We start from the raw sequence: 12,997 nt of genomic DNA, 5'->3' as shown, positions 1-12,997 counted from the left end.
GCTAATGCTGATCAGTTAAGGCACACACAAACTTGTGGGAGGCAGCTTGCTGGCGAAAAGGCCTGAAACCGACAGATATTCTGCGTCTGTACACTGAAGTCGCCAGCAAGCTGCCTCCCACAAAGTAATTTATGACCTTAACTGATCGGCATTAGCCCACATCCTGATCCATTTTTGCGCTCCCCCCGTCACAAATCCATCACCCAAAAGCCACATAACCGACATGCAACAAGCCGAGACTGCTCTCATGAGCAAAATCCTGCATGTCACTCTTATCACTGAAACCTTCACTCCCGAGATCAATGGCGTCGCCAATACGTTGGGGCGGCTGTGTGACGGGTTGCGTTTGCGCGGGCATCAGGTCGAGCTGATTCGGCCTCGCCAGAGTGATGAGGCAGGTTTTACTGCGGCCGACGATCTGATGCTGTGCCGGGGATGGCCGATACCGGGTTATCCGGGTTTGCAATGGGGCCAGTCTTCGATGCACAAGCTGTTGCGCCGTTGGCAGCGGCGGCGCCCGGACGTGTTGTATATCGCCACCGAAGGGCCGCTGGGGCTTTCTGCATTGCGAGCGGCCAGGCGGTTGGGGATTGCGGTGATCAGTGGCTTTCATACCAATTTCCCGCAATACACGCAGCAATACGGCATGGGGTTCATCACCCGCTTGCTGACCCACTATCTGCGTTGGTTCCACAATCGCTCGCGCATGACGCTTGTCCCCAGTATCAGCCAGAAGATGGAGCTGGAGCGGCGTGGTTTCGAGCGGATCGAGTTGTTGTCTCGCGGCGTGGACAGCCAGTTGTTTCACCCTTCCAGACGCTCGCAGGCGCTTCGCGAAAGTTGGGGGTTGCAGGTGGGTGATACCGCCATCCTGCATGTCGGCAGGCTGGCACCGGAAAAGAACCTCGGCTTGCTCAAGACGTGCTTCGAGACACTGAAAGAGAGCTATCCGCGGCGCACCCTGAAACTGATTGTGGTCGGAGACGGGCCGCAACGTGCCACTCTGGAACAGCAGATACCCGATGCGATTTTCTGCGGGGCGCAGCGCGGCGAGGCGCTGGCAGCGCACTACGCATCCGGCGATCTGTTTCTTTTTCCAAGCCTGACCGAGACATTCGGCAATGTCGTGCTTGAGGCGCTGGCATCAGGGCTTGGTGTGGTCGCCTACGACGAGGCGGCTGCCGGGCAGCATATTCGTCACGGTCACAATGGCGCGCTGGCCATGCCCGGTGATGAGGAAGCGTTCATTGATGCCGCACACTGGCTGATAGAGGACAGTGAAGCCCTGCGCAGGGTACGTCTGAATGCTCGCAAGCATGCAAGTCGTCAGGGCTGGACGGCGATCATCGATCAGTTCGAGCAGCAGTTGTTCAGCGCTTGCCCGGCCAACGATGCACAGGCCAAAGGCCAGACCGTCAAATCCATTTCGGGCTGAATGCCGGGCAAACGCAGTACGATGACGTCAGGCCAGAGCCTTTTCGATTGCCTGAATAACGGCAGGATCATCCGGCGCCATGCGTGGTGAAAAACGGGCAATCACGCCACCATTGCGACCGACCAGAAACTTCTCGAAGTTCCAGGTGATATCGCCAGGAAACTCGGCCCCCTCGCCAGCCAGCAGACGGTACAGCGGGTGACGTTGCGCCCCGTTGACTTCCAGCTTCTCGCCCAGCGCAAAGGTCACGCCGTAATTGAGTTCGCAGAAGGCCTGAATGTCCTGCTCGGAGCCAGGTTCCTGTCCGGCAAACTGATTGCACGGCAGGCCCAGAATGCTGAAGCCTTTGTCCTTGTACAGCTGATAAAGGCTTTCAAGCGCCGCATATTGTGGTGTAAGCCCACACTTGGAGGCCACATTGACGACCAGAACCACTTTGTTCTTCAAAGGCGCCAGAGGCAGTTCCTGCCCGTTCAGCGCCTTCAGTGTGATGTCGTGAAAAGCACTCATGAAATCCTCCCCCCTGAAGCCCGAGCGAACCAAAAAGGCGCCGTGGCAGACCGCGTAACGAAAGTCGTCATCGCAGAACAGCCAGAGCGCCCTTGTCAGTTACCTGAGCTTAGCAGCACAAATCAGTGCTGATGACCGCCTTCGCCATGAATGTGGCCATGAGCCAGTTCTTCTTGGCTGGCATCACGGATGCTCACGATCTTGACTTCGAAATTCAGGCGCTGACCCGCCAGCGGGTGGTTGCCATCAACGGTGACATCGTCGCCATCCAGGTCGCGAATGGTCACGATCTGCATGCTGCCGTCAGGGCCCGAAGCGTGGAACTGCATGCCGACTTCAAGTTCATCGACACCTTCGAACATGCTGCGGTTCAGGGTGCTGACCAGTTCGGCAGAGTATTCACCGTAGGCATCTTCAGGCTCGATGGCGACTTTCAGCTCGTCACCGACGTCTTTGCCGACCAGTGCCTTTTCCAGGCCCGGAATGATGTTGCCGGCGCCATGCAGGTAGACCAGCGGAGCACCGCCGGCAGAGCTGTCGATGACCTCACCAGCGTCGTTGGTCAGGGTATAGTCAATAGAGACAGCCTTGTTAGCGGCGATCGGCATGGGACAGGACCTTTTGCTTAAGATTGAAGAACGGGCAAGTTTAACCAAGCAATCGCACGAAAGCGAACGCAACTCTGACAGACGGCCCCGATTGGAAAACTCAACGGTTATTGATTTTCGACAGGATGAAGACGGCCACTGGGTCGCAGTGTTGTCCTGCGGGCATACGCAACACCTTCGCCATCAACCGCCATGGCAATCGCGTGCCTGGGTAATGGACGCGGCGCAGCGCCAACAAAAAATAGGTCAGGGCTTTCACTGTGGCTGGTGTGCGAAGTCATCAGATAACGATAGTCTTGGCACCGAGGAGTCGCGTTAGACGGCTCCCTGATTTTTTTCTGGTCGAATGGCTGTCCATTTCGCCTCGGCCATTGCACTGCTCAATCGAGAAGCCGGTATGCAGACTTTTTTCATTTCCCCCACAGATTTTGGCGTGGGTTTGACATCCATCAGCCTGGGTCTGGTTCGCACCCTTGAGCGTGCGGGCCTGAAGGTCGGTTTCTTCAAGCCGATCGCACAACCCCATCCGGGCGATCTCGGCCCTGAACGCTCGACCGAACTGGTGGCCCGCACCCACGGCCTCAAACCACCACAGCCTCTAGGCCTGGCGCATGTGGAGCGCATGCTGGGTGATGGCCAACTGGATGAGCTGCTGGAAGAAATCATCAGCCTTTACCAGCAAGCTGCCGTGGGCAAGGATGTGCTGATTGTCGAAGGCATGGTGCCCACCCGTAACGCCAGCTATGCCGCACGGGTCAACCTGCATCTGGCCAAGAGCCTGGATGCCGAAGTGATTCTGGTATCGGCCCCGGAAAACGAAGTGCTCACCGAGCTGTCGGGCCGGGTCGAATTGCAGGCCCAACTGTTCGGAGGGCCGAAAGACCCGAAAGTGCTGGGCGTGATCCTCAACAAGGTGCGTACCGAAGAGAGCATGGAAGTCTTCGCCGCTCGCCTGAAAGAGCACTCTCCGCTACTGCGCAGTGGCGATTTCCGCCTGCTGGGTTGTATCCCATTCCAGGCCGAACTCAATGCCCCGCGCACCCGCGATGTCGCCGAACTGCTCGGCGCGCAGGTGCTCAATGCCGGGGACTACGAGCAACGGCGCATGTCGAAAATCATCATCTGCGCCCGAACCGTGCTCAACACCGTGCCATTGCTCAAGCCAGGCGTTCTGGTAGTGACGCCGGGCGACCGCGACGACATCATCCTGGCAGTCAGTCTGGCGGCCATGAATGGCGTGCCGCTGGCTGGCCTGTTGCTGACCAGCGACACCGTGCCCGACCCGCGCATCATGGAACTGTGCCGAGGCGCGCTACAGGCCGGTTTGCCGGTGCTGTCGGTGAGCAGCGGTTCTTATGACACCGCCACGCGCCTGAATCAGTTGAACAAGGAAATCCCCATCGATGACCGCGAGCGTGCGGAAATCATCACTGACTTTGTCGCCGGTCACCTGGATGCAGCCTGGCTGCATCAGCGCTGTGGTACGCCACGGGAGCTGCGCCTTTCGCCTGCCGTGTTCCGTTATCAGTTGATCCAGCGCGCTCAGGCCGCCAACAAGCGTATCGTCCTGCCCGAAGGCAATGAGCCGCTGACCATTCAGGCGGCAGCGATCTGTCAGGCCCGCGGCATTGCCCGGTGCGTCCTGCTGGCCAAGCCCGAAGAGGTTCGGGCGATTGCTCAGGCTCAAGGTATCGAATTGCCGCCGGGACTGGAGATTCTGGACCCTGACCTGATTCGCGAACGCTATGTCGCGCCGATGGTCGAGTTGCGCAAGAACAAAAGCCTCAACGCTCCCATGGCCGAGCAGCAACTGGAAGATCCCGTGGTGATCGGCACTGTGATGCTGGCGCTGGATGAGGTCGACGGGCTGGTATCGGGTGTCATTCACTCCACCGCCAATACCATTCGCCCCGCGCTGCAACTGATCAAGACCGCACCCGGCTGCACCCTGGTTTCATCGGTGTTCTTCATGCTGTTTCCCGAGCAGGTACTGGTGTACGGCGACTGCATCATGAACCCGCATCCAAGTGCCAGCGAGCTGGCCGAAATTGCCCTGCAAAGTGCCGACTCCGCCGTCGCATTCGGTATCGCGCCACGGGTGGCGATGATCAGTTATTCCAGCGGTAATTCCGCCAGTGGCGAGGAAGTGGAAAAGGTTCGCGAAGCCACCCTGCTGGCCCGTGAAACCCAGCGCGGCCTGCTGATCGATGGCCCGTTGCAGTATGATGCCGCCGCCAACGAGGACGTCGCTCGCCAACTGGCACCGGACAGCCAGGTGGCCGGGCGTGCAACGGTATTCGTGTTCCCGGACCTGAACACCGGCAACACCACGTACAAGGCGGTACAGCGTAGCGCCGACTGCGTGAGCCTGGGCCCGATGCTGCAAGGACTGCGCAAACCGGTGAACGATCTGCCACGTGGCGCGCAAGTCGACGACATCGTCTACACCATCGCCCTGACCGCCATTCAGGCAGACACACTTTCCTGATACACATACCGATGCCATCTGTGCAGACTGCCAGGGTGCAGTCTGTACCGCATCCCATTACCCTCTGGAGTCACTATCCGTCATGGATTCCTTGCCTGCCCCATTGCGCGGCTTCATCGCCTCGCTGTTGTTGGCGCTCAACACCATTGCCTGCTGCGCAGTGCTGTTCGTGGTCACGTTTTTCAAGATATGCCTGCCCTTCAAGGCTGCCCAGCGTCTGACCGACTGGCTGATGATTCATATTCAGGAAACCTGGATCAGTTGCAACAATGCCTGGATCAGGCTGCTTGGCCACACTCACTGGCAGTTGAGCGGTCTTGAAGGGCTGGACTATGAACACTCGTACCTGATCACCAGCAATCATCAGAGCTGGGTCGACATCATGGTCTTGCAGTACGTACTCAATCGACGCATTCGCCCGTTGAAGTTCTTTCTCAAGCAGGAGCTGATCTGGGTGCCGTTGATTGGCCTGGCCTGGTGGGCGCTGGGCTTTCCGTTCATGAAGCGCTATTCCAAGGCGTATCTGGCCAAACACCCGGAAAAGAAAGGCAAGGACCTGGAAACCACTCGCCGTACCTGCGCCAAATTCCGTCATAACCCGGTGGGCATTTTCAACTTTGCCGAAGGCACACGCTTTACCAAAGCCAAGCACGCCGAACAGAACTCACCGTTTCGCAACCTGCTCAAGCCCAAGGCCGGCGGGCTCGCATTCGTACTGGATGCCATGGGCGAACAGCTTGAGTCGATCATCAACGTCACCATTCATTATCCAGGCGGGCAACCGGGCTATTGGGACCTGCTGTGTGGCAACGTGAAGGAAGTGGTAGCGCACTTTGAAGAGATAAAGATCCCGCAGCAGTTCATCGGCAAGAATTACGATCAGGATCAAGCCTACCGACTGGAGTTCCAGCAGTGGGTCAACGGATTGTGGGAAGAGAAGGATCGCTTGCTGGATCGGCTCAAGGGCTTGAGCTGATTTCATCGCGAATGAATTCACTCCTACGGGGGAGCGAATTCATTCGCGAACAATGGTTACTGTTGATACTGCTCGTACTGCTGGCCTGGAATAGGCTTGAGGTTGACCTCGACACGACGGTTCTGGGCGCGTCCGTTGACATCGGCGTTGCTGGCAATCGGCTGGTCAGGACCTGCACCGCGCACCGACAGACGAGTCGCATCCACACCCTGGGACGTCAGGTAAGTGCTGACACTTTGCGCACGCTGCAAGGACAGGTCCATGTTGTGCTGGCGGCTGCCGGTGCTGTCGGTGTAACCCACGATCTCGATGTTGCTCTGGCTGTACTGCTTGAGTGAGCCCGCCAGGTTATTGAGCGGTGAGTAAAAGCTGCTGGCGATGGAGGAAGAGTCGGTAGCGAAGGTGATGTTACCCGGCATGATCAGTTTGATCTGGTCACCCTGACGCTGCACTTCAACGCCGGTATTGGCCATGCTCGCCCTCAGCGCGGCTTCCTGCTTGTCGGCGTAATAGCCATAGCCTGCCGATGCGGCACCCACCACTGCGGCGCCGATCAATGCGCCTTTGCCACGGTTGTTGTGATCGATTGCCGCACCCGCCAGGGCACCAGCCAATGCTCCCAGCCCACCGTACTTGGCTGTCTTGTTCATGCCACCCGAGTTTTGTGCCTGCCCCTGATTGCTGTCGTAAGGGTTGGGCGACGCACATCCGGACAGCATGGCCACAGCAAGAGCGGCAAGAATCAAATGGCGCGAGCTAGACATTGATGAAACTCCTGATTTAACGAACGCTAATGAGCGGATTAGAGCACGACATCCGTCAAAAATTCCTTAACGCCACCTGAACCGTTTCTGGCCGTCCGGCCTCCGATCAGGTCCTTTCGATGCGGCTCCTGAATGCTCCAAATGTAGCAGAACAGCACAATGCCCAAACGACATGCTGTAACGCACCACCCCCTCGAAAAGAATGTTATTGCATAACAAAACAATTATATAAATCGCGATACAGGCCTGTATAAAAAACAACATTTTCGTCTTTAACTTATTTTTTAAAGATCTGTTTTTGACGCCAGAAAACAAAAAATCCCAATTGGCTGATTCTATTGATAATTAAATAATCACCCGCTTATTGACGCCATATAAATGCGCATGATTTTTTCACGAAATGCCCCGTATACTGGCACAACGAGATCAGGACGATCCTTACAACCAGTAGAGGTGAGGTCATGCCGATCATCGATTATAAATTCATGCATTGTAATTTCTTAACACCTTCAGTTACTTGCCCACTGCTATTGACTGCTCTCTCTCATCCCACCGAAAAACATATCGGTGGCTGAACATGCTGAGAAAAATTCTTGTTTCCGAGCTTTCACTGGGCATGCACATCCACAAGTTCTGCCGCCCTTGGGTCAATGATCCTTTCTGGATAAACCAGGTCGAAGTCGTGCTTGACGATATTGAAGTCCTCAAGCGCATCCAGCAGTCGGACACCGAGGAAGTCTGGATCGATACTCGCCGGGGTAAATCTCCTGCCAGTCATCCGGACGCGCCAGCCAGCGCCGAAGATGACACCACTCCTGTCAGCATGGAGAAAGAACTTCTGCGTGCCCGGCTTATCTGCGGCAGGGCCAAGAATGCCGTCATGACCATGTTCAGCGAAGCCAAGATGGGCCGGGCCATGAATGTGGATGATGTCGGGCTGCTCGTGGAGGAAATATCCAATTCGATATTGCGCCACCCTCATGCCCTTATCAGCCTGTCCCGGCTGAAAACCTCGGATGAGTACACCTACATGCATTCCGTTGCGGTATGCGCCTTGATGGTTTCACTTGCCAGGCGCATGGGCATGCAGGATGAGCAGGTGCGCGAGGCCGGTGTGGCCGGGTTGATGCATGATGTCGGGAAAATGATGATTGACCCGCAGATCCTCAATAAGCCCGGCCGGTTGACCCAGAAAGAGTTCACCGCCATGAAACACCATCCCGAGGCTGGCCTGAGGATTCTGGAGGAGAGCCAGCAGGTCAATGCAATCGTTCTGGATGTCTGCCTGCATCACCACGAAAAGTTCGACGGCTCGGGCTACCCACATGGCTTGAAAGGCAATGAAATCAGCATCTTCGCCAGAATGGGCGCGGTGTGCGATGTATATGATGCCGTCACCTCTGACCGGCCTTACAAAAAAGGCTGGGGCGCCGCGCATTCAATCCGTGAAATGGCTTCATGGAAAGGCCACTTCGATGAAGTGGTATTCCAGAGTTTCGTCAAGACCGTGGGCATTTACCCCGTTGGTGCTCTTGTGCGCCTGGAAAGCGGACGCCTGGGAGTTGTAGTCGAACAGAATGAACAATTACTGTTGCCCAAAGTAAAAGTGTTCATGTCGGCGCGAACACGAAAGACATTCGCCCCGCAAATCATTGACCTGGCAAACAAGGATGACCGGGACGCCATCGTTAAAATAGAACGGGCCGAAGACTGGGAGTTGAGCGATATCGATCAACTATGGGCGGGATGCAAGGCAGGGTAAGTCTGTTATTCCCTGCTTGCCGAGAGTTCAAACACCGACGCATGAAGAGTCGGTATTTAAAGGCCGTTCACCCCAATAACCCCAACACTTTCGCCCGCGCCACCGCCTGGGTTCGGCGCTCTACACCTAGCTTGCTGTTGATATGGCTGGCGTGGGTTTTGACGGTGTGCAGGGAGATGAACAACTGATCGCTGATTTCCTGATTCGAGCAGCCTTGGGCAATGAGTTGCAGCACTCCCAGCTCACGTACGCTCAAGCTGTCGTTGCCATGGGTCTGCTCGGTTACCGGCGGAGCCAGGCACAAAGGCAGCTTTTCCAGCAGGGAGTCGCGCACAAGGCAGGCAGGCCTTTGCAGCAGTTGTTCACGAAGCCACAGTGGGTGGCCGTCGATCAGGTCCTTGAACGGCAGCAATGCACCACCCTGCGCCGCAAGCAGGCTGCGATTCAGAAGCTCACCGGCCTCACTCAGCCGGGCACTGTCCAGCAGCAGACGGATGCGCTGGTTGAGCGCGATCAAGCCCAGCAACTGCGCGCCCATGGTTTGCGCATGGTGCTCCAGCTCCTGCAAACGTTGCGCGGATGCACAGGTATCGCCACGAATCTGCTCCAGAACGGCGCGCTGCAATTCGACCTGTTGCGGCAATTGTGGATGACACTCCGGAGCCGCCGTCGCCAGCCCGCCACTGTAGGTCTGAGTCAGACGCAGCAGCCAGGCTTCGGCCAGATCGATACGGCCTTGCACCAGCCACAGCTCACATTTGACCAGCGTGATCATCGCCAGGTAGTAAATCGGTGGCACATCCCAGATATGCATCAGGCGCTCGGCTTCGCCAAGTTCGGCAAAGGCTTCGGCAAAACGCCCTTCACGCCCTTCCAGACCGGCAATCACACAATGCCCGATCAGCACGCTGATATCCCGACAGGCACGAGCCTCTACCAGACCGGCGAGCAATTGCGCACGCCCTGCATCGGCCTGCATACGCAGGGTCAGAAGATAACCTTCATAAATTGTCAGGCGTGCGCGCACGGCATAAAGGCGCAATGTGGGTAAGCCCTTGAGCCGTTGCTGCCCCTGACGCACCTCGTCCAGAGCACGAAGGATCTCGCCCCTGGCTTGCAGGACTCTGGCCCGGTCGTAATGCGCCAGCGCCTCGAACAGCGGATTGGCGACTCGCTGTGCCAGCTCAAGGGCATCACGGTTCAGAGCCCTGGCGCGCAACAGATCGCTGTTGGCTATTGCCAGGTTGGCCAGAGTGGACAGGCAAAGCAGACGTTGGCCGTAGCGTTTTTCCGGCAGGCTGAGCAATGCCTCGCTGCAATAGCGCTGGGTCTTGTCGCTGTCACCGCGGCCACGAGCAATGATGCCACTGAGCGCCAGCCACTGGGCGAGCATGGATTTCTGCGCAGTGGCCGACGGCGCTGGCAGAAAGCGGCTGAGATTTTCTGCCAGCTCTTCGGCAGCATCGAGCTGGCAAGCCAGCCCCAGCGCCCAGGCGTACAGCACAATCAAGCGTGGTGTGCTGGTCAGCAGACTGTCTGGCAGGTCCATTCGCCAGCGCAGCAGCATGCCGACATTCTGTTCGGCCAGAAGCTGTTCTTCGGAAAGGTTCTGCACCAGATTGGCAGCGACATCCAGATGCCCGGCACGCAACGCCTGTTCAATGGCTTCGTCCAGCAAGCCCTGTTCGTTGAACCAGCGGCAGGCATTCAGATGCAGGCGATTCTGTTGCGGGCCGGCAATCTGCCGTGCACGTAACAGGTCGGAGAACAGATGGTGATAGCGAAACCAGCGCCCCTGCTCATCCAGCGGCACCAGAAACACCTGATGCGCTTGCAGGTAACGCAGCATCTGGGCGCTGTCGTGAACCTCTCGGGAGGCATCGCATAATTCGCTGCAAAAGCGTTCAAGGCAGGCGGTTTCATAAAGAAAGGCCTGGACATCGGCCGGAAGACAGTCAATGACCTCTTCAAGCAGATACTCACTGATCAAGACTTCGCCATCACGCAGAGCCTGCGACAAAGCATGGTCATCGCCGGCTTCAGACGCGGCCAGCAGCCAGAAGCGCAAACCTGCCACCCAGCCCTCGCTACGCCGGATGAGGCTTCGCTGTGCATCGCTGTCCAGTGAGCAGCTATGTCGGTCGAGCACTGCCAGGGATTCGGCGTCGGTCAATCGCAAATCACTTTCGTTGAGTTCAAGTAATTGTCGAGACAGACGCAGGCGCGCCAGATGCCAGTTAGGACGCTGGCGGCTGGTGACCATGACCACCAGCCCGGTCGGCAAGTGGTTGAGGAAAAACTGTACGCAACGGTCAAGCACCGAGCCCTGCACCAGATGGTAATCATCCAGGACCAGAAGCAAGGGTTTGCTCAACATCAGGTGCATGGCCAGCTCATCCAGCAAGCCGTCGAGCCACTCCTCGAAGGCAAAGGGCTGATTGCGTTGACGCATTTTCAGCAAGCCCATGGCCTGCGCGCCCAATTGTGGAAAGAACTGCTGAAACCCGGCCAGCAACCGCTCAAGGAAACGGCCAGGATCGCTTTCGCGAGGGTTCAACCCCAGCCATATGCTCTGCCACTGGGCGGGCAGATTCTGGCAAAACTCCACGGCCAGCGAACTCTTGCCGAAACCGGCAGGCGCACAGATCAGCAACAGACGCCCGGACAACCCTTCGGTCAGACGTTCGCACAAGCGGGAACGAGGCAGATAACCATCGGGCAAGGGAGGCCGAAAGAATCGTCCTTCCAGTGCGGAGGTTGCGCTACCTGCGATGCCTTGCATACGGGACAGATCAGTCATGGCCAGCTCTTCTGGAGTATTGTTTCGCCATAGCAGCTGTCCGGAGACTAGCGGGTAACACCAACCTTTTGAAGGAAGCGACCGAAAAGTCCGTAACAAAATTCCTACAATTTGTGAGCCGAATACCTCTGCATAAAAAAGCCCCAATCAAGGGGCTTTGGCTATAAGTCATTGAAACTGCTTGGCTGCTTGCACTTTTAGCGGCCTGTTTACATGCAGACAGCGTCAAAAGACCCCAGTCTGCACGTCATGACAGTTCATCCGGTTTGTGTGATCAACGTACACCTTCCTGACGCAGGGCGTTAGGCGTGAAGTCGCTGGTGCCGGCGGTGAAACCGAAGACATACGCACTCTTCTCTTCGTTTTTCATGCCCAGTGCCACGTAACGGCCCGACTGCAGGTCGTACAGCGTTTCAATGGCATACCACGGAACCTGCTTGTCGTAGTAGTTCTCGGAATGAGCCTCGGCGACGCGCCACAGCTGACCACGACCGTCGTAGTGGTCGATGACCGCAGCTTGCCAGGTGTCTTCGTCGATGAAGAAGTCACGCTTGGCGTAGATGTGGCGCTGGCCTTCTTTCAGAGTTGCCGTCACATGCCAGACACGGCGCAGTTCATAACGGGTCAGGTCCTGATTGATATGGCCAGCCTTGATGATGTCAGCGTATTTGAGGGTCGTGTCGTCGAGCTTGTGGCTGTTGGACGCGATGTACATTTCCTGCTTGCCGATCAGTTTCCAGTCGTAGCGATCTGGCGCGCCGTTGTACATGTCCAGGTTATCGGAAGTCCGCAGACCGTCCGAGGCTGTACCCGGACCGTCATAGGACACCTGCGGAGCACGGCGCACGCGACGTTGACCGGCGTTGTAGAGCCAGGCCGAACGAGGCTCCTTCACTTGGTCCAGGGTTTCATGCACCAGCAGCACACCACCGGCCAGACGCGCCGGCGCGGTCACTTCCTGCTTGAAGTAGAACAGGATGTTGCCCGGATTCTTCGGATCGAAGTCCTTCATCTTGTCGCGGAACACGAACTGGTCAGAGAAGTACACCAGGCTGTAGGAACCATTGGGTTGCGGAGTGGCCTGGGTCACGAATCGCTTCACGCTGCCACCACGATAACGGGTGATGTGGTTCCAGATCACCTCGACACCGCTGGACGGGATCGGGAAGGGAATTGCGGTTTCAAAGTTTTCCAGGCCATTGCCGCCGCCCACCAGCTTGGTGTTGGTGGCGTTTCTCTTGATGGCGGCAAACACGTCATCAGGCACGGTGGCGCCGCGATGTGTCGGGTAAACCGGGATCTTGTAGCTTTCCGGGTAACGCTTGAACAGCGCGTATTGACCCGGTGCCAGTTTGTCCTTGTACTGCTCAACGTTCTGCGCCGTGATGGTGAACAGCGGTTTTTCACTGGCATACGGGTTAGCCAGGAAACCCTTGCTGTCTACAGCCCCCGCATTCTTCGGCATGGGGCTCCAGGCCGGGATGGTGTTATTGGCGTTACCTGCCTTCTCGGCTCCCATTGGCGTCAGGCTGGTCCCCAGCTTCGCCGCTTCGGACTCAGACACCGCAGCCGTGACGCCGGTTGCCAGCAACGACAACCCCAGCGCACCTGCTTGCAACAGACCCTTTGTTATTTTCATTTTCATAGTCATCCC

Annotated in this window: 10 protein-coding genes; 5 read left to right on the top strand and 5 right to left on the bottom strand. The window is 57.3% G+C overall.

All coding sequences use genetic code 11. From position 1 onward, the window contains the following. Positions 1 to 247: 247 nt before the first annotated feature. Entirely contained in the window at positions 248 to 1,435 is a 1,188-nt protein-coding gene (locus Q6A51_RS22925; RefSeq protein ID WP_201020028.1) for a glycosyltransferase family 4 protein, read from the top strand. Between the two features lie 27 nt (positions 1,436 to 1,462). On the opposite strand, the gene Q6A51_RS22920 is transcribed toward Q6A51_RS22925, so the two are convergent. Both Q6A51_RS22920 and Q6A51_RS22915 read right to left on the bottom strand, forming a co-directional pair. After that, on the bottom strand, positions 1,463 to 1,945 hold the full coding sequence (locus Q6A51_RS22920; RefSeq protein ID WP_201006571.1) for a glutathione peroxidase: 483 nt from the start codon (positions 1,943 to 1,945) through the stop codon (positions 1,463 to 1,465). Between the two features lie 122 nt (positions 1,946 to 2,067). Continuing rightward, positions 2,068 to 2,553: an FKBP-type peptidyl-prolyl cis-trans isomerase gene (locus tag Q6A51_RS22915; RefSeq protein WP_201006570.1), complete on the bottom strand. Its 486-nt coding sequence runs from the start codon at positions 2,551 to 2,553 to the stop codon at positions 2,068 to 2,070. Positions 2,554 to 2,566: 13 nt separating this feature from the next. Between Q6A51_RS22915 and Q6A51_RS22910 the strand changes: the two genes are divergently transcribed. The 3 genes from Q6A51_RS22910 to Q6A51_RS22900 all read left to right on the top strand — a co-directional run bounded on the left by Q6A51_RS22910 (position 2,567) and on the right by Q6A51_RS22900 (position 6,017). After that, entirely contained in the window at positions 2,567 to 2,872 is a 306-nt protein-coding gene (locus Q6A51_RS22910; RefSeq protein WP_201006606.1) for a DUF3565 domain-containing protein, read from the top strand. A 78-nt stretch (positions 2,873 to 2,950) separates the two neighbouring features. After that, positions 2,951 to 5,041 carry a phosphate acetyltransferase gene (gene pta / locus Q6A51_RS22905; RefSeq protein ID WP_304575801.1) on the top strand — a complete coding sequence of 697 codons (2,091 nt, stop codon included), beginning with the start codon at positions 2,951 to 2,953 and terminating at the stop codon, positions 5,039 to 5,041. 82 nt (positions 5,042 to 5,123) lie between these two features. Beyond that, positions 5,124 to 6,017: an acyltransferase gene (locus Q6A51_RS22900; RefSeq protein ID WP_304575800.1), complete on the top strand. Its 894-nt coding sequence runs from the start codon at positions 5,124 to 5,126 to the stop codon at positions 6,015 to 6,017. Between the two features lie 56 nt (positions 6,018 to 6,073). On the opposite strand, the gene Q6A51_RS22895 is transcribed toward Q6A51_RS22900, so the two are convergent. Next, on the bottom strand, positions 6,074 to 6,781 hold the full coding sequence (locus Q6A51_RS22895) for an OmpA family protein (protein WP_201020030.1): 708 nt from the start codon (positions 6,779 to 6,781) through the stop codon (positions 6,074 to 6,076). Between the two features lie 577 nt (positions 6,782 to 7,358). Between Q6A51_RS22895 and Q6A51_RS22890 the strand changes: the two genes are divergently transcribed. Next, entirely contained in the window at positions 7,359 to 8,543 is a 1,185-nt protein-coding gene (locus Q6A51_RS22890) for an HD-GYP domain-containing protein (RefSeq protein WP_304575799.1), read from the top strand. Between the two features lie 67 nt (positions 8,544 to 8,610). On the opposite strand, the gene Q6A51_RS22885 is transcribed toward Q6A51_RS22890, so the two are convergent. Both Q6A51_RS22885 and Q6A51_RS22880 read right to left on the bottom strand, forming a co-directional pair. Beyond that, the gene (locus Q6A51_RS22885) at positions 8,611 to 11,343 is read right to left on the bottom strand and encodes a LuxR C-terminal-related transcriptional regulator (RefSeq protein WP_201020032.1); all 2,733 of its coding nucleotides are present in this window, start codon (positions 11,341 to 11,343) and stop codon (positions 8,611 to 8,613) included. A 274-nt stretch (positions 11,344 to 11,617) separates the two neighbouring features. Further along, on the bottom strand, positions 11,618 to 12,982 hold the full coding sequence (locus Q6A51_RS22880) for a DUF1329 domain-containing protein (RefSeq protein WP_201020033.1): 1,365 nt from the start codon (positions 12,980 to 12,982) through the stop codon (positions 11,618 to 11,620). Positions 12,983 to 12,997: the final 15 nt, after the last annotated feature.

This window comes from Pseudomonas serbiensis, from assembly GCF_030580745.1.
In the GTDB taxonomy this organism is placed as follows: domain Bacteria; phylum Pseudomonadota; class Gammaproteobacteria; order Pseudomonadales; family Pseudomonadaceae; genus Aquipseudomonas; species Aquipseudomonas serbiensis.
This window is presented reverse-complemented; position numbering and strand designations above follow the sequence as displayed.

Excerpts from the sequence above, each read along its gene's own strand:
- Q6A51_RS22925 (WP_201020028.1), top strand. The coding sequence starts at position 248 with ATGAGCAAAATCCTGCATGTCACTCTTATCACTGAAACCTTCACTCCC.
- Q6A51_RS22885 (WP_201020032.1), bottom strand. The coding sequence starts at position 11,343 with ATGACTGATCTGTCCCGTATGCAAGGCATCGCAGGTAGCGCAACCTCC.
- pta (WP_304575801.1), top strand. The coding sequence starts at position 2,951 with ATGCAGACTTTTTTCATTTCCCCCACAGATTTTGGCGTGGGTTTGACA.
- Q6A51_RS22900 (WP_304575800.1), top strand. The coding sequence starts at position 5,124 with ATGGATTCCTTGCCTGCCCCATTGCGCGGCTTCATCGCCTCGCTGTTG.
- Q6A51_RS22895 (WP_201020030.1), bottom strand. The coding sequence starts at position 6,781 with ATGTCTAGCTCGCGCCATTTGATTCTTGCCGCTCTTGCTGTGGCCATG.
- Q6A51_RS22915 (WP_201006570.1), bottom strand. The coding sequence starts at position 2,553 with ATGCCGATCGCCGCTAACAAGGCTGTCTCTATTGACTATACCCTGACC.
- Q6A51_RS22890 (WP_304575799.1), top strand. The coding sequence starts at position 7,359 with ATGCTGAGAAAAATTCTTGTTTCCGAGCTTTCACTGGGCATGCACATC.
- Q6A51_RS22920 (WP_201006571.1), bottom strand. The coding sequence starts at position 1,945 with ATGAGTGCTTTTCACGACATCACACTGAAGGCGCTGAACGGGCAGGAA.
- Q6A51_RS22880 (WP_201020033.1), bottom strand. The coding sequence starts at position 12,982 with ATGAAAATAACAAAGGGTCTGTTGCAAGCAGGTGCGCTGGGGTTGTCG.